The sequence below is a fragment of the Micromonospora sp. WMMD714 genome, assembly GCF_029581315.1.
GTDB lineage: Bacteria > Actinomycetota > Actinomycetes > Mycobacteriales > Micromonosporaceae > Micromonospora > Micromonospora rifamycinica.
On the sequence record NZ_CP120744.1, the window covers coordinates 1494862 to 1510926 of the forward strand.

Sequence of the window (16065 nt, forward strand, 5' to 3'; positions counted from 1 at the left end):
GGCTGGTGGACCCTGCTGCCGTCTCAGGGGGTGGGCGCGGGACCGGCGGTGGAGCGCAGCCGGTCGACCTCCGCCGCCGCGCTCTCCTGGAACACCTCGATGAACCGCAGCAGCGTGCGGAGCTGGTCGTCGTCGAAGGCGGCCAGGTCGTCGAGGGTCCGCGCGGTCAGCCCCGCGTAGTACGCGGTGATCCGGCCGAGCCCCTCGTCGGTCGGCTCGATGAGGATGCGACGCCGGTCGTGCGGGTCGGGCACCCGGCGGACGCACCCGGCGTCCGCGAGCCGGTCGATCATCCGGGAGGCCGAGCCCGGGGTGAGACCGACCCGCTTGGCGAGCACCCCGGCCGTGGTCGAGCCGTGCTGCTGGAGGGCGTGCAGGCAGTGGAAGTCGGTCACCACCACGCCCATCCGGGCCGCGACCAGGCTGTTGATCTGGATCAGATGGGTGATCCAGTCCGGTAGCCGGCGTACCACCTCGTCGGCGAGTGACCCGGTGACCGCGTGCGGTGGCGGTGTCTTCTCCCGCATGGTCAGGCCCGGCCCGGTGCGTAGGGCATAATTCCCCTTATCATTGCGTGACGCAACTGTTTCGTCCCACAACCATCATGTCACCCCCCGTCCTAGGAGTGGGTCTTGCCCAGCTCGTCCCCCGTGCCGATGCACCGTCCACCGCCGGCCCCGCGCCCCTGCCGTCAGCGGGGCGCCCGATGACCGAGCTACCCGGCACCCTGCAGGCCACCTTCGTCCCCGCCGAGGACGCGATCGCCTGGTGGGGCGTCGAGCAGCTCACCGAGGCCGTCCGGGCGCACGGGCTGCCCCCGGGCCGCCCCGGCACCTGCCGGCTGGCCCTGCCCGTCGCGGGCGAGGTCACCGCGGCCAGCGTGCCGGTGCTGCTGGCGGAGCTGGACACGGCGCTGCCCGCCCTGCGCACGCTCGACCCCCGGGCCGAGGTCGGCGCGTCCGTGCGGGCCTGGCGGGACGCGGCCACCCTGCCGGACGGCGACGACGAGGGCTACACCACGCTGGGCGCCCGGATGCCGGCCGCCGCCCACGCCGTGCTCAACGGCGAGGGCACCGCCATCACCGCCGCGTCCGCCCTGCTCACCCAGTTCCGGCAGGCGGTGACCACCCGGGCCGCCCTGCACGGCACCGCCATCCAGGCGACCCTGCGGCCGTACCAGGTGCACGGGGTGGCCTGGCTCAGCGCCCGGCCCGGCCTCGGCCACGGCGGCGTGCTCGCCGACGAGATGGGCCTGGGCAAGACCCTCCAGGCCATCTGCCTGCTCGCCACCCGCGTCTCGACCGCACCGCACCTGGTGGTCTGCCCGACGTCCCTGATCGGCAACTGGCGGCGGGAGATCGCCCGCTTCGCACCGGGCACCCCGACGATCAGCTACCACGGCGCGGGGCGGCGGCTCCCGGACACCTACCAGCCCGGGACCGTGGTGATCACCAGCTATCCGGTGCTGCGCCGGGACGAACCGCTGATGAAGACCGACTGGGACGTGGTCGTCTTCGACGAGGCACAGCAGATCAAGAACCCGGAGGCGCTGGCCAGCCGGGCGGCGTCCGCGCTCTCCGCCCAGTCGCGGATCGCCATGACCGGCACCCCGGTGGAGAACCGGCTGGACGAACTCTGGGCCATCCTCAACGTGACCAACCCCGGCCTGCTGGGCACCCGCGCCCGCTTCCGGCAGCGCTTCGTGACCCCGATCGAGCAACGGCGCTCGGCCACCGCCGCCGCCGCCCTCAACACCATCGTCCAGCCGCACCTGCTCCGCCGGACGAAGGCCGAGGTGGCAGCCGAGCTGCCCCCGAAGCAGTACTCGACGATGGTCTGCACGCTGACCGACGAGCAGGCCCGGCTCTACCGGGAGGCGGTGGACCGCGCGTTCTCCGACGGCCTCGGCGCCGGCATCGAGCGCAGCGGGCGGGTCCTCGCGTTGCTGACCGCCCTCAAGCAGATCTGCAACCACCCCGCCCAGTACCTGCGCGACGGTCCCGCCCAGCCGGGGCGGTCCGGCAAGTTCGACCGGGCCACCGAGATGCTCGCCGAGATCGTCGACGAGAGCGACCGGGCGCTCGTCTTCACCCAGTACCGGGCCATGGGCGAGCTGCTCTCCGGCCACCTGGCCGACAGCCTGGGCGTGGGCCCCATCCCGTTCCTGCACGGCGGCCTCTCCGCCGCCCAGCGCGACCGGCTCGTGCACGCCTTCCAGGAGGACGACGACGCCCCGCCGGTGCTGCTGCTCAGCCTCCGGGCGGCCGGGTTCGGCCTCAACCTCACCCGGGCCACCCACGTCATGCACTACGACCGCTGGTGGAACCCGGCCGTCGAGGAGCAGGCGACCGACCGCGCCCACCGGATCGGCCAGCAGCGCACCCTGAACGTCTACACCCTGGTCACCGGCGGCACCATCGAGGACCACATCGCCCAGATGCACGACAGCAAGCGGGGGCTCGCGGAGATCGTCTCGGGGGACACCGAGGCCGCCCTCGCCAAGTTGTCCGACGACGAGCTGCACGAGGTGCTCGACCTCGACCTAGGAGCGTTCCATTGATCCCGGCAGAGTTCGGTGCCACCCCCTGGGGCCGGGCCTGGGTGCGTACGGTCGCCTCGACGGCCTCGGCCGGCCCCAACGCCCTGCTACCGAAGGCCCGGAGCCTGGCCCGCAACCACGCGGTCACCCTGTCGGCCACCGGCGGCCACCTCGAAGCCGACGTGGTGGTGTCCGGGGTGGGCAACCGGGTCCGCATCGAGCTGCCGCCCTGGCCCGCCGACGTCCAGGAGGAGGCGAAACGCCTGATCGCCAAGGCGATGGCGGACAACCGGGGCCTGGCCCCGGGCGACCTCCCGGACACCCTCGACGCCGAGTTCCGGCACCACGGCATCAGCATCGGCATCCGGCTCGACGACCTGGTGTCCGAATGCGACTGCCGGAGCCGGCGGCGTCCCTGCGTGCACGTGCTGGCCACCATCTACACGCTGTCCCAGCGGGTCGACGAGCGGCCGGAACTCGCCATCGAGCTGCGCATGTCGCCCACCGAGATCGCCCCGCCACCGGACCCGGACTGGATCCCGCTGACCCGGCTCGACCCGGACACCTTCTACGGTGGCTGAACGCCGCCGGCACCCGCCGACACCCAGGCCCGGGGCGGGTCAGCCCCGGGCGGTGCCGGCCGGTGCCCGGCGGTGCCCCCGGGCGCTGTCAGGTCAGCCCCGGACCGGGGCGGGTCGGGTCAGCCCCGGACCGGGGCGGGTCGGGTCAGACCGAGACGCCGCGTAGGCGTACCGGGCCGATGAGACCGGCCGGACGAGGGCTCCGGGACGCGAACCGCCCGTACGTGTCCGCCTCCGTCCGGCCCAGGGCGACCAGCCGGTTGCCCAGCGTCGTGGCGACCTCGACGGTGATGGTGTTGACGCCACGGCGCAGGTCGGGGAGCACGTTGCGGGCCCCGACCCCGACGCAGTCACCGGCCACCCGCCGGCCGTTGACCTCGACCTGGACGGTGCCCCCGACCTGGCCGAGGTCGAGCAGCACCGCGTCGACGTCGTGGTCCCGGTCGTCGAGGAGCACGGTGGTGCGGTATGTCCCGACCCCCGCGACGTCCTCGAGGTCGCCGGTCGTCCGCCAGTCCCCGGGTGGGTGGTCGCCCAGCCGACGGGTCCGCACTCCCCCCGGCTGCCAGTCCTGCACGTCGAGGTCCCACCGGGTCAGGTCCCGCGACCACCGCTGCCGGGTCGGCACGGTGGGAGCCGGGACGGTGACCGGCACGGCGTCCAGACCGGGCCCCGTCCCGAGGAACACCACCGTCGCCTCGCCCGGAGCCAGGTCGAGCGTCACCGTACGGCGGTCGTCGTCCCCGGTGCTGTCGACGGGGTGCGAGGTCCCGGCCCAGAGGTCGAGGATCCGCGCCGCGCCGCGACCGCGGAGGGCGGCGGTGAAGCGCGCCCGGGAACGCCCCGTGTTGAACAGGTGGTAGTAGTCGCCGGAGTCGCCCTGCCGGTGCACCGGCAGCACACCGGTCGCGTCCCGCAACCGGGCGTCGGGCTGCACGCCGAGGTGCCGCAACGCGGACAGGACGCCGTCCTGGGTGGCCACCCGGCGGACGTTGGGCAGGGCGAGCAGGTCGGCGGCGCGGTGCGCGACGGCCGCGTCGGTGCGGGGGGCCTGGTGGAAACCCCGGGCGCGGTGCGGGGGTGTGCCGACGACGACGACCGGCAGGCCCTCGGCGGCCAGGGTGTGCAGCCGGGCCAGGGCCTCGGGTTCGATCGCCGGCTCGTCGTCGATCACCAGGGCGCGGTAGCCGGCGTGGTCGGGGGCCAGCCGCCCGCCGCGGACCACGGCGGCGTCGGCGGTGAGCAGGCTCGGGCTGAGGAAGCCCCAGGTGTAGCCGGCGTCGGCGAGATTGCCGGCGGTCACCTCCGGCCAGGAGAGACACCAGTACGCCTGCCGGTAGAAGGCCACGTCGACGCGGGGCAGGCCGGTCCGGAGCACGACGGCCGCCCGGGCCAGGTAGTCGGTGAACGCCCGCATGTGCCGCCACATCGGCTGGCGCGGCCCCCAGGCGTCGGACACCGCCGGGGAGCTGTCGTTGGAGAACGGCGCCCAGCCGGGCCAGGCCGCGCCCGGGACGTCGGAGTAGGGGAACCCGTGCAGCACCAGCTGGTTCACCCCGCCGCTGAACGCGACGTCGACGTGCCGCTTCAGCTCGGCCAGGCCGGTCTGGTAGTCGGCGTCGAGCACCGCGCAGCACTCCAACGAGACCACCGGTGCGCCCCGCAGGTGGGCGCCGGAGGCGATGCCCCGGTGGAAGTCGACGGCGCGGTCGTACGCGGCGACGCCGTCGGTCATGCCCCCGGCGGCGATCCAGTTGACCAGGTCCTCGCTCTCCGGCACCTGGACGGCACCGGCCACCTCGACGTGGTCGATCGTGTTGCCGTACGGCTGTGCCCGGTAGCTGAGCCCCCGACCGTTGGCCCAGCGGGTCAACGGCCCGACGTGGTGGTCGGCGTACAGCTCGTTGAGCGTCCGGTAGTAGTCGTGCCGGATCCGACGCCCCAGCCCGTCGGGGAGGTCGTACCCGGCCGGGCTCTCCGGGTTGGTGCCCTTGCGCAGGGTGGCCCAGTCGAAGCGGTACAGCCCCTCGATGCGCAGCACCGGCAGGTAGGGCGTCAGGTCGTAGCCCCGGCGGCGGGCGAACTCCGCCGGCAACGCGGCGGTCCAGAGTTCGCCGTCGACGGCGATCTCCAGCGAGTCCTCGAAGATGTCCCCGGCGGCCCGGCGCAGCAACGGGTCCAGCCGGGGCGGCAGGACGTGCCGGTCGAGGTGGGCGATCGCCGCCGCCGTCGCCTGGTGGGAGAAGTGGTCGATGACAGGTGCGTCGGCGGGGCCCGCGTCGACGAGCGAGCGTTGCCCGGACGGCCGGGACCAGAAGCTGAAGACCAGCCAGGAGCCGGTCGCGGGCGCGGTCCAGCGCAATCCGCCGTCGGCCAGGTGACCGGTCAGGTCGAGCATCGAGGCCTGGTCGAGCAGGATCGACCCGGCCGGGCTCCGGCCCGGGTCGGCGAGCCGGGCGGCGGTCACCGCGACGAGCCGGTCGTCCGCGGTGGGGTCGCCCTCGGGCGGGGGCACCGCGTCGACGGCCTCGCCGGGCGTCACCGTCCGGCAGCCCTGGACGAGTTTCCGCTGGGCGAGCCCGATCCCGTCGCCGGCGACGGCGGGGCTGGCCAGCGGCCATCCGGGGCTGATGGTCAGGTCGAGGCGCATCCCGCACGCCAGGGCGGCCAGCAGCGCGGTCTCGACGCTCCCGGTGAACCGGGGGGTTCCCCAGGTCCGCACCGCGTCGGGGTCGACGGTGGCGGGCAGGCCCATCGGGAGCAGGGCGATCTCGGCGCGGGCGAAGCCGGCGTCCCGGAGGGTACGGAGTTCGCGTTCCACGCCGGCCGGGGTGACCGCCCCACCCGGCCACCACCAGCGCACCCGGGGGCGGGCCGCGTCCGTGGGCGTGGCGAAACCGGCCCCGTCCCCCGCCCCGTCGTCCCGGTCTCTTCCCGATCGGACCATTCCCACTCCCGTTCCCCGTTTGTTGAATGTCGATCGATCAGACCGCCGTTCCCGCGGCGGGCGTCGCCACGTTACCGCATATTCCGGAGGCTGCGGAAGACGGAAAACGACGCTGCGTCGATCAGCTTTTCCGGGCCGCGTACGAGCCATTCTCAAGCGATTCTAATGTCGAATCTCATACGATAACGACCATGATCAAATGCCGAGTTTGTGGTGGCTCACCGACCGAGTTCATCGACTTCGGACAGCAGCCCCTCTCCGATGCGTTCCGCGCCCCGGACGACACCACCGACGAGTTCTTCTTCCGGCTCGCGGTCGGCCTCTGCCCGGACTGCACGATGGTCCAGCTCATGGAGGAGGTGCCCCGGGAACGCATGTTCCACGAGGCGTACCCCTACGTGTCGTCCGGCTCGGCGGTGATGCGGGAGCACTTCGAGAAGACCGCCCACGAGCTGCTGGCCACCGAGCTGTCCGGCCCGGACCCGTTCATCGTGGAGATCGGCAGCAACGACGGCGTCATGCTCCGGACGATCGACAAGGCCGGCGTCCGGCACCTGGGGGTCGAGCCCTCCGCGAGCGTCGCGGAACTGGCCCGGATGCAGGGCATCCAGGTGCTCGGCGAGTTCTTCGAGGCGGCGTCGGCGGCCCGGATCCGGGCGGAGCACGGACCGGCCCAGGTCATCTACGCGGCCAACACCATGTGCCACATCCCGTACGTCGAATCGATCTTCCAGGGGGTGGACGCCCTGCTGGCACCGGACGGGGTGTTCGTCTTCGAGGACCCGTACCTCGGCGAGATCGTCGCCCGGACCTCGTTCGACCAGATCTACGACGAGCACTTCTATCTCTTCACCGCCCGGTCGGTCGCGGCGATGGCGCAACGGTTCGGATTCGAGCTGGTCGACGTGCGGCGGCTGCCGGTGCACGGCGGCGAGGTCCGGTACACCCTGGCCCGGGCCGGCCGGCGCACCCCCACCCCGGCCGTCGCCGACCTCCTCGCCGAGGAGGCGGGCGCGGGGCTCGCCGACCTGACGACCCTCCAGCGGTTCGCCGCGGCGGTCGGCGAGGTCCGGCACGACCTGGTGGCCCTGCTGCGCCGGCTCAGGTCAGAAGGCCGGACGGTGGCTGCCTACGGGGCCACCGCGAAGAGCGCCACCGTCACCAACTACTGCGGAATCACCCCCGACCTGGTGGCGTACGTCCTCGACACGACCCCGGCGAAGCAGGGCCGGCTGACCCCCGGAGCCCACCTGCCGGTGCGCCCCGCCCAGGAGTTCCGCCCGCCCTACCCGGACTACCTGCTGCTCTTCGCCTGGAACCACGCCGAGGAGATCATGGCCAAGGAGCAGGCGTTCCGGGCCGCCGGTGGCCGGTGGATCCTGTACACCCCGAAGGTCCACCTGGCGTGAGTCACCCGGCCCGGTAGGCCTCCCACATGTCGCGCAACGACCGTCCGAGCGGGATCCGGGGAGCCCAGCCCAGCAGCGTCCCGGCCCGCCGGATGTCGGCCTCGATCCAGGCCCCGCCCAGGCCCGACCCGGTGGCGGGCCGCTGGACGAGGATCGACGCCGGGTAGCCGGCGCTGGTGACGAAGAGCGTCACGAAGGACCGCATGTCCACCGCCGTCCCGCTGCCGATGTTGACCGCGCACCGCAGACCGGGCCGCCCGGCGGCGCGCAGCGTGGCGTCGGCCAGGTCGCGGACGTCGACGAAGTCCCGCCGGTCCGGGGCGACACCCAGCTCCATCCGGCCCGTCCCGGTGGCCTCGTCGAGCAGCCGCAGCAGCTTGCCGGGGAGGCTCACCGGGGACGGGTGCGGGCCGCAGACGTTGACGGCGCGCAGCACCGCGCCGTCCACCCGTCCGGCGCGGGCGGCGTCGAGGACGAGGTGCGAGCCGGCCAGCTTGGTCCGGGCGTACCCCGACACCGGGTTCGGCACCACCGACTCGTCGATCGCGACGCCGGGCTCCCCCGGACCGTACTCGTGGATGGTGCCGAGGTGGACCAGGCGCGGCGGCCGGGGCAGCGCGGCGACCGCCGCGAGCAGGTGGCGGACCACCTCCACGTTGACCCGGGCGAACTGTTCCTCGGTGTGCTCCCAGCCGTCGGTGGCGTTCGCCGCGTCGGTGGCGTTGACCACCACGTCCACCCGTTCGGCGCGGAGGATCCGGGCGATGGCGTCGGGTGTCGCGGTGGCCAGGTCCAGCCGGACGAACGCGTCGTGCCGTACCCCCGGGACCGGATTGCGGGCCAGGGCGACGACCCGGTACCCCCGGGCGGCGAAGGCGGCGCAGACGTGCCTGCCCACCCACCCGGTGCCGCCCAGCACGGCGACGCACCCGTCGTTTCCGTTGTCCGGTGACAACCCGCCTCCCCGGTCCGCTCGACGCGACAACCGGCACGGTCGACGCGACTCGAATATAGAAAAGGCCCGAAAAATAGTCCAGCGCCGTTCTCCCGGAACGATTTACGAGTGGAACACGACCAGTCGTCGAGCCGCCCCGGCTACAACTGCTGGTATTCCATCCACGGTCGGGAAGACAAGGCGGATCGATGGCCACTGGCGTATGGGACTACGTGCAGGAATACGAAGACGAGCGCGCCGAAATACTCGCTTCCGTGGACCGGGTATTCCGTTCCGGCCGCCTGGTCTTCGGGGAGAGCGGGCGTGCTTTCGAACGCGAGTTCGCCGCCTACCACCAGGTCGCGCACGCGGTCGGCGTGGACAACGGAACCAACGCGATCAAGCTCGCCCTGCAGGCGCTCGGCGTCCGGCCCGGGGACGAGGTGATCACCGTCTCGAACACCGCGGCGCCGACCGTCGTGGCCATCGACGCGCTGGGCGCGGTGCCGGTGTTCGTGGACATCCGGGCCGAGGACTACCTGATGGACACCGCGCTGGTCGGCGCGGCGATCACGGAACGGACCCGTTGCCTGCTGCCGGTGCACCTCTACGGCCAGTGTGTCGAGATGGCGCCGCTGGAACGGCTCGCCGCCGAGCACGGCCTGGCGATCCTGGAGGACTGCGCGCAGGCCCACGGCGCGCGGCACCACGGGCGCGTCGCCGGGGGCATGGGTGACGCCGCCGCGTTCTCGTTCTATCCCACCAAGGTCCTCGGCGCGTACGGCGACGGCGGGGCGATGCTCACCGGCGACGACACGGTGGAGCAGCGGATGCGCCGGCTGCGCTACTACGGGATGGCCGAGCGCTACTACGTGGTGGAGACCCCGGGGCACAACAGCCGGCTGGACGAGGTGCACGCCGAGATCCTGCGCGGCAAGCTGCGTCGGCTGGACGGCTACATCGCCGCCCGGCGGGCGGTGGCGGCCCGGTACGCCGACGGCCTGGCCGGCACCGGATTGCAGCTGCCGGCCGTGGCGGACGGCAACGACCACGTCTACTACCTCTACGTGGTGCGCCACCCGCGCCGGGACGAGATCCTCGCGGCGCTGGAGTCCTACGGCATCTCCCTCAACGTCAGCTACCGCTGGCCGGTGCACACCATGTCGGGCTTCGCCCACCTGGCGGACCGGCGTGGCGCGTTGCCGGTCACCGAGCGGCTCGCCGACGAGATCTTCTCGCTGCCGATGTACCCGTCGCTGTCGATCGACGTCCAGGACAAGGTGATCGCGGCGCTGCGGGAGGTGCTGGAGCGGCTCTGAGCCGGCGCACCCGTTCCGCTCCCGGCGCTCCCCGCTCCCGTGGCCGCGAGCGGGGAGCGGGGAGCCGGGAGCCGGGAGGGGTAACACCCCCCAGCGGAGCGGCTGGCACCCCTCAGTCGGCGGCGACCGCGCCGGCCGGCTGTTCACCTCGCCGGGTGGACCGGATGAAGAGGCTGGTCACCGCCACCACCGCGGCGATGATCGCCGCTCCCACGAAGCCCGGGGACATGCTCTCGGTCAGCACGTAGTGGTCGAGCGCCTCCGGGGTGAGGCCCGTCGGCGCGTCGGCGGACGCGGTCCGGCTCGCCGTCCCGTAGACCGTCACCAGGACGGCGAGGACGAACGGGCCACCCAGCTGCAACATCGTGTTGTAGGTGCTCGACGCCGCACCGTAGTTCTGGGAGGTGACCCCGGCTCCCGCCATCTCGGTGGCGGGGATGAGCGTGGCGGCCATCCCCGCCCCGACCAGCACCAGCGGACCGAATATGGCCCCCCAGTAGCCGCTGTCCAGGGAGATGTCGGCCAGCCACAGGTAGCCGACGACCAGCGCCAGCGCGCCGAGGAACGTCATCCACCGCTCGCCGATCCGGGGCAGGATCGCGGTGACCGCCACCGAGGTGAAGACCAGCGCGAATCCCGTGGTGAGGAACGACACCCCGGCGATCAGCGGGCTGAAGCCCAGCGGCCCCTGGACGAACATGGTGAGGAAGAACGACATCCCGATCATGCTGCCGGTGACCAGCACCGCCGACAGGTAGGCGGTGACCCGGTTGCGGTCCGAGAAGAGTCGCAGCGGCATGATCGGCTGTTTCGCCCGGCTCTCGACGGCGATGAAGACCGCGAACAGGACGGCACCCGCGACGATCGGTCCCACCACCGTCGTCGCGTTGGACCAGCCGTCGTGCCCGGCATTCGACAGGCCGTAGACCAGCAGCACGACGCTCAGGGCGGAGGTGACGGCTCCGGCGACGTCGAAACGACCGCGCATCCGCGCCTGTTCGGCGATGAAGACCGGCGTCAGCAGGAATACCAGAATGCCGACCGGCACATTGACGAACATCACCCAACGCCAGGAGAGTCCGGTCGCCAGTACGCCACCGAGGAGAAGACCGACCACCGCGCCGGAACTGCTCGCCGCCGCCGAGGTGGCGATGGCCTTGGTGCGCCCGGCGCCCTCGGGGAACAGGCTGAGGATCAGCGCCAGCGTGGTCGGCATGGCCATGGCCGCGCCCACGCCCTGGAAGGCCCGGGCACCGAGGAACCACCAGCCCTCGGTGGCGAAACCGCCCAGCAGTGAGGCGACGGTGAACAGGGCGATGCCGGTCATGAAGATGCGGCGGCGGCCGAAGATGTCGCCCATCCGCCCACCGAGCAGCATCAGGCCGCCGAGGGCCAGCCCGTAGACGTTCACCACCCAGGCCATGCCGGTCTCCGAGAAACCGAGATCCGCGCCGATGGACGGGAGGGCGACCGTCACGATCATGAGATCGATCGTGAGGATCAACTGACAGGACACGATGATCGCGAGAGCGATTCCGGTACGGTGTGCCCGAGGGGCCGCGCCCGGTTCCGCCTCGGATTTCGTGAGAATTGCATCAGGCGACATATACCCCTCCAGGGAGCCTGAAATGCGCGAGTGCGCGTGACAGGGACACGCTAGTTCAATTGCCTCCCGGCCGCACATGACCCGCCGCCTTGACAAATCTCAGGAATTGCTATCGGGAAATGGTCGAAGAATGTAACGGCCGTCTCTGGAACAGCCGCCCCGCCACTTCTAGCCGTATTCGAATCGACGCTAGTAGCGTCCGCTCCGGCAGTTGTGCAGGTGTTCGCCCAGGAGAGGACGTCGACATGTCGGTTGATGGTGGCCTACGCCGCCGGATGCAACTCGTACGGGGAATCCAGTGGCTCCGGGCCGCCCAGGGTGACCCCTTCGCCGACCTGCTGCGCGGTCAGGAGCAGGACCCCGCAGGACTGGCCACGCGACTGCGGGCCGGTGAGCTGGTGACGTGCAGCACCACCGGGACCTGGGTGGTCGCGCGGCACCCCGTGGCGGCGGCCGTGCTGGCGGACCCCGCGTACGAGCCCGGCCTGCTCGACTGGCGGCCCGACGGCGTGCCCGCGATGCCGCTGACCGCCGACGACCTCGGGCTGGCGTTCGGCGACCGGGCCGGCCTGCGGGCGCTCACCGAACCGGTCGCCGGCCCCGCCGCGCTGGCCGGGCGGCACGACGAGCTGCGGCGGGCCTGCGAACGCGAGCTGACCGGCCGCACCGGCGACGTCGACCTGGCCGAGACCACCGCCCGGATGTGCCTCGCCATGCTGGCGGAGCTGGTGGACCTCTCCCCGGCGCAGCGGGACCGGCTGGCGGGCTGCCAGGCGGACGCCGGGCTGGTGCTGGACGCCATGCTCTGCCCGCAGGGCGCGGAGGCCACCGGACGGATGCTGGCGGCCGTCGCCACCGTCCGCGAGATCGTCGCCGGCCGGCAGCCGCACCTCGTCCTCGCCCTGCTCGGCGTCCGGGTCGCCGCGGACCTGCTCGGCAACGCGCTGGCCGCGCTGGTGGCCGACCCCCGGCGGTGGGCCGCGCTCGCGGCGGACCCGACGTCCGCCCCGGCCCTGGTCGACGAGACCCTGCGGCACAGCCCGCCGATCCGGGTGCAGCTCCTGGTGACCCGGGCGGACACCGAGATCGAGGGCCGACGGATCAGTGCGGGCAGCCAGGTGGCGGTCCTGCTGCACACCGCGAACCGCGATCCGGCGGTGTTCACCGCCCCCGACGACTTCGATCCCGACCGGAGAGCGAACCCCGCGACGCTGCTCCCCTCGTGGCCCGGCGAGCTGGTGCTGCCCGCCGCGCGGGCGCAGGCCGCCGCCGGGCTCACCGCGCTGGTCCGCCGGTTCGCCGCGCCGACGCCCGCCGGGCCGGCGCTGCGGCGGCTGCACGCGCCGGTCACCGCAGGGGTGCTCCAGCTCCCGGTACGGGTACCGGCGGGCACGACAGAGAAGAGCCGAGCATGAAGGTGATGTTGACCTGCTTCGCCGCACCGACCCACTTCTACTCCCTGGTGCCCGTGGCCTGGGCGCTGCGCACGGCGGGACACGAGGTCCGGGTGGTCGGCCCGGCCGAACTGGCCGAGACGGTCACCCAGGCCGGGCTGACCGCGGTCGCCGTCGAACGGTCCGGGCCGACCGACGCCGACCCCCGGGTGTACGGACTGCTCGGCCAGGCCTTCCCGGGCAGCCTCGACCTCGTCCGCGACTTCGACTACACCGGCCAGGACCCGACGGCGTGGACCCTTCCCGGCCTGCTCGAACTGGAGACCGTCGCCAGCAGCGTCATGTACGCCACGATGAACAGCGACCGGCTGACCGACGAACTCGTCTCGTACGCCCGACAGTGGCAGCCGGACCTGGTCGTCTGGGAGATGTTCACCTTCGCCGGGGCGGTCGCGGCCCGGGTGTCCGGCGCGGCGCACGCCCGCTTCGTGTGGGGCCCCGACGGGGCGCTGCGGGCCCGTCAGGAGATGCTGCGGCTCTCCCGGGAGCTGCCGGCCGCACACCGCCAGGACCCCACCGCGGAATGGCTGGACGGGTGTCTGGCGAGGTACGGCGGCCGGTTCGACGAGGAGATCGTCACCGGCCAGTGGACGATCGACATCACGCCGCCCAGCATGCGGCTCGACGTGGGGGTGCACACCACGGGTGTGCGCTACGTGCCGTACAACGGCCCGGCCGTGGTGCCCGACTGGTTGCGTACCCCGCCGCGGCGGCCACGCGTCTGCCTGACGCTGGGCCTCACCAGCCGTACCGACGGCCAGCCGGTCGACACGCTCGACGAGGTGCTCGGCTCGGTCTCCCTCGGCGACCTGCTCGACGCGGTCCGTGGTCTCGACGCGGAGATCGTGGCCACCGTCGACCCGGCGGCGGTCGCCGGGGTCGAGCTGCCGGACAACGTACGCGCGGTCGGCTTCGTCCCGCTCAACGACCTGCTGCCCACCTGCTCGGTGGTGCTGCACCAGGGCGGCAGCGGGACCAGGTCGACCGCCGAGGTGCACGGCGTCCCCCAGCTCATGCTCACCGACCCGTGGGACGCGCTGCGCGGTCAGGCCGTGGAGCGGGTCCGGGCCGGGCTGACCCTCGACCGCGGCGCGCTGACCGCCGACGTGCTGCGGGACAGCCTGGAGCGGCTGCTGAAGGACCCGGTGTTCACGGAGGGCGCCGCCCGGGTGCGGCGGGAGGTGCTCGCCGAGCCGAGCCCGAACGACCTGGTGGCGCGGCTGACGGAACTCACCGGGGCGCACCGCCGACGGGTACCGACCCTGGGAGGAAACCATGTATGAGACCGAGTTCGCCGACGTCTACGACCTGATCTACCGGAGCCGGGGCAAGGACTACGCGGTCGAGGCGGCGTTCCTGGCGGAGCTGGTGAAGGAACGGCACGCCGGCACCGGGTCGCTGCTCGACGTCGCCTCGGGCACCGGCGGCCACCTGCGTCACCTGCGGGAGGCGTTCCCCCGCGTCGAGGGCCTGGAGATCTCGCCGGACATGCTCCGCATCGCCCGACGCCGGTTGCCGGAGGTGACCATGCACCAGGGCGACATGCGGGACTTCGACCTGGGTCGCACGTACGACGCCGCCATCCTGATGTTCAGCTCGATCGGGTACGTGACGGACAAGGCGGAACTCGACCGGACCCTCGCCGGTCTGGCCCGGCACGTCGTACCCGGTGGGGTGGTCATCGTCGAGCCGTGGGTCTTCCCGGACACCTTCGTCCCCGGGTACGTCGCCGCCGACCTGGCCCGCGACGACAGCCGGACCGTCTCGCGGATCTCCCACTCCGTGCGGGACGGCGACGCGGTGCTGATGACGCAGCACTACCTCTGCGCGGACGCCACCGGCATCCGGCACCTGACCGACGTGCACCGGCTGGCGCTGTTCACCCGGGAGCAGTACGAGGACGCGTTCACCCGGGCCGGCTGCCGGGTCGAGTTCGTGCTGACCGAGCTGTTCCACCGTGGACTCTTCGTGGGTGTCCGGGAGTAGCCCGGCCGGGCGGACGCGGTGCGGGCGGGACCGGAGCCGGTCCCGCCCGCATCTGTCGTCGGTGTCCCGCTACCGGTCCGTCGTCGGCGTCCCGCCACCGGCTCCCGCGCCGACCCGTCGCCGGCTGACCGAGAAGCGGCGCTGCATCGGCCGCTCCACCAGGCGGAAGAGCGCCCAGGAGAGCAGGATCGTGGCGGACAGGCCGAAGGTCAGCAGGCCGAGCGACTGCCAGCCGTTCGGCCTGAAGTCGGGGCCGTAGACCGGATACATGTTGTAGAGCACCAGCTCGTGCAGCATGTAGAAGGCGAAGGAGATGTCACCCAGCCAGACCATCACCCGGCCGCCGAGGAACGACGGTCGGCCGGCGATGTCGCGGACCGCCACCGCCGGGATGAGGAAGGCCAGCGGCACGATCGTGGCGGACACCATCGCGAAGCCCGTCGGCAGCACCGACGCCGCCGCGTACCCGGCCAGGAAGCCGACCACGGCCCACCACACCCGGACCCGCGGCCACCTGCCGGTCATCACCAGCCGGGCGAGCAGGATGCCCAGCACGAAGTCGAGCATCCGCACCGGCGGGAAGACGTAGATGAACCAGTACTCCAGCTCCGACATCGGCTCCCACCACACCTGGGGCTCGTCGGGCAGCAGCTTCGCCACCACCGGTACGCACAGCACCGCGGCCATCACCCCGGCCGCCCAGTACCAGAGGCGGTCCGGCCGGATCCTGCGGATCCAGCGGATCAGCAGCGGGAAGGACAGGTAGAACAGCGCCTCGACCGACAGCGACCAGCTCACGTCGTTGATGCCGAAGGCGACGTCCAGGTCGGTCCACCAGGCCTGGAGCAGCAGCACGTTGGGCACCAGGCCGACCAGCTCCCGGCCGCTCGCCACCATCACCACGACGGCCAGCAGGAGCGTCACCAGGTGGTTGGGATAGATCTTGAAGAAGCGGCGACGCCAGAACCGCCCGGCGGTGTCGTCGTCCCGCATCGACCAGGTCAGCACGAAGCCGCTGAGCACGAAGAAGAAACCCACCCCGATGTAGCCGCCCATCTTGACCACCGCCTTGATGGTCTCGGTGGTCTCGGTGTACGGCAGCAGGCCGGGCTGGAAGGCGGAGTGGGTGGCGAACACCATCAGGGCCGCCACCCACCGCAGGCCGGTGAGCGAGGCGAGGCGGTGGACGGGAGAGTGGACGGCTTCTCGCGGCGGGAGTTGGTCTGTGCTCATGGCAACCTTCCAGAAGCGACGCTGGGATCTGTCCGGCCGGCCCGGCGGCGCGCCGGC

The 16065-nt window shown here is 72.5% G+C and carries 12 protein-coding genes; 7 read left to right on the forward strand and 5 right to left on the reverse strand.

What is annotated here, in order from left to right; genetic code table 11:
- Positions 1-23: 23 nt before the first annotated feature.
- Entirely contained in the window at positions 24-527 is a 504-nt protein-coding gene (locus O7625_RS06730; RefSeq protein ID WP_282345085.1) for a MarR family transcriptional regulator, read from the reverse strand.
- 179 nt (positions 528-706) lie between these two features.
- Here O7625_RS06730 and O7625_RS06735 point away from each other — a divergent pair, with 179 nt between their 5' ends.
- Both O7625_RS06735 and O7625_RS06740 read left to right on the forward strand, forming a co-directional pair.
- Entirely contained in the window at positions 707-2560 is a 1854-nt protein-coding gene (locus O7625_RS06735) for a DEAD/DEAH box helicase (RefSeq protein ID WP_282345086.1), read from the forward strand.
- Entirely contained in the window at positions 2557-3120 is a 564-nt protein-coding gene (locus O7625_RS06740; RefSeq protein ID WP_282345087.1) for an SWIM zinc finger family protein, read from the forward strand. Before O7625_RS06735 ends, O7625_RS06740 begins: the two co-directional genes overlap by 4 nt.
- A gap of 145 nt (positions 3121-3265) precedes the next feature.
- On the opposite strand, the gene O7625_RS06745 is transcribed toward O7625_RS06740, so the two are convergent.
- Entirely contained in the window at positions 3266-6067 is a 2802-nt protein-coding gene (locus O7625_RS06745) for a glycosyl hydrolase (RefSeq protein ID WP_282345088.1), read from the reverse strand.
- 191 nt (positions 6068-6258) lie between these two features.
- Between O7625_RS06745 and O7625_RS06750 the strand changes: the two genes are divergently transcribed.
- Positions 6259-7476 carry a class I SAM-dependent methyltransferase gene (locus tag O7625_RS06750; RefSeq protein ID WP_282345089.1) on the forward strand — a complete coding sequence of 406 codons (1218 nt, stop codon included), beginning with the start codon at positions 6259-6261 and terminating at the stop codon, positions 7474-7476.
- A 1-nt stretch (position 7477) separates the two neighbouring features.
- Here O7625_RS06750 and O7625_RS06755 read toward each other — a convergent pair whose 3' ends face one another.
- Positions 7478-8431 (reverse strand): NAD(P)-dependent oxidoreductase, encoded by a 954-nt coding sequence (locus O7625_RS06755; protein ID WP_282345090.1) that lies wholly within the window; start codon positions 8429-8431, stop codon positions 7478-7480.
- Positions 8432-8619: 188 nt separating this feature from the next.
- Between O7625_RS06755 and O7625_RS06760 the strand changes: the two genes are divergently transcribed.
- Positions 8620-9729: a DegT/DnrJ/EryC1/StrS family aminotransferase gene (locus tag O7625_RS06760; protein WP_282345091.1), complete on the forward strand. Its 1110-nt coding sequence runs from the start codon at positions 8620-8622 to the stop codon at positions 9727-9729.
- A 112-nt stretch (positions 9730-9841) separates the two neighbouring features.
- Here the strand turns inward: O7625_RS06760 and O7625_RS06765 are convergent, their stop codons facing one another.
- Positions 9842-11413, reverse strand: coding sequence for an MFS transporter (locus tag O7625_RS06765; protein ID WP_348773989.1), 1572 nt, complete (start codon positions 11411-11413; stop codon positions 9842-9844).
- 167 nt (positions 11414-11580) lie between these two features.
- On the opposite strand from O7625_RS06765, the gene O7625_RS06770 reads away from it, so the two are divergent.
- Genes O7625_RS06770 through O7625_RS06780 form a run of 3 tightly spaced genes read left to right on the forward strand, consistent with a single transcriptional unit; the run spans position 11581 to position 14775 of the window.
- Entirely contained in the window at positions 11581-12750 is a 1170-nt protein-coding gene (locus tag O7625_RS06770; RefSeq protein WP_282345093.1) for a P450-derived glycosyltransferase activator, read from the forward strand.
- Complete coding sequence (locus O7625_RS06775; RefSeq protein ID WP_282345094.1) at positions 12747-14072, forward strand: activator-dependent family glycosyltransferase; 1326 nt, start codon at positions 12747-12749, stop codon at positions 14070-14072. The genes O7625_RS06770 and O7625_RS06775 overlap by 4 nt, the downstream gene beginning before the upstream one ends.
- Complete coding sequence (locus tag O7625_RS06780; RefSeq protein WP_282345095.1) at positions 14065-14775, forward strand: class I SAM-dependent methyltransferase; 711 nt, start codon at positions 14065-14067, stop codon at positions 14773-14775. The genes O7625_RS06775 and O7625_RS06780 overlap by 8 nt, the downstream gene beginning before the upstream one ends.
- A 69-nt stretch (positions 14776-14844) precedes the next feature.
- Here O7625_RS06780 and O7625_RS06785 read toward each other — a convergent pair whose 3' ends face one another.
- Positions 14845-16008 (reverse strand): acyltransferase, encoded by a 1164-nt coding sequence (locus O7625_RS06785; protein WP_282345096.1) that lies wholly within the window; start codon positions 16006-16008, stop codon positions 14845-14847.
- Positions 16009-16065 lie beyond the last annotated feature (57 nt).

What these genes read in the sequence shown, in the direction of transcription:
- O7625_RS06745 (WP_282345088.1), bottom strand. Translation starts at nt 6,067, where the DNA reads ATGGTCCGATCGGGAAGAGACCGGGACGACGGGGCGGGGGACGGGGCC.
- O7625_RS06760 (WP_282345091.1), top strand. Translation starts at nt 8,620, where the DNA reads ATGGCCACTGGCGTATGGGACTACGTGCAGGAATACGAAGACGAGCGC.
- O7625_RS06765 (WP_348773989.1), bottom strand. Translation starts at nt 11,413, where the DNA reads ATGTGCGGCCGGGAGGCAATTGAACTAGCGTGTCCCTGTCACGCGCAC.
- O7625_RS06730 (WP_282345085.1), bottom strand. Translation starts at nt 527, where the DNA reads ATGCGGGAGAAGACACCGCCACCGCACGCGGTCACCGGGTCACTCGCC.
- O7625_RS06785 (WP_282345096.1), bottom strand. Translation starts at nt 16,008, where the DNA reads ATGAGCACAGACCAACTCCCGCCGCGAGAAGCCGTCCACTCTCCCGTC.
- O7625_RS06775 (WP_282345094.1), top strand. Translation starts at nt 12,747, where the DNA reads ATGAAGGTGATGTTGACCTGCTTCGCCGCACCGACCCACTTCTACTCC.
- O7625_RS06770 (WP_282345093.1), top strand. Translation starts at nt 11,581, where the DNA reads ATGTCGGTTGATGGTGGCCTACGCCGCCGGATGCAACTCGTACGGGGA.
- O7625_RS06750 (WP_282345089.1), top strand. Translation starts at nt 6,259, where the DNA reads ATGATCAAATGCCGAGTTTGTGGTGGCTCACCGACCGAGTTCATCGAC.
- O7625_RS06780 (WP_282345095.1), top strand. Translation starts at nt 14,065, where the DNA reads ATGTATGAGACCGAGTTCGCCGACGTCTACGACCTGATCTACCGGAGC.
- O7625_RS06735 (WP_282345086.1), top strand. Translation starts at nt 707, where the DNA reads ATGACCGAGCTACCCGGCACCCTGCAGGCCACCTTCGTCCCCGCCGAG.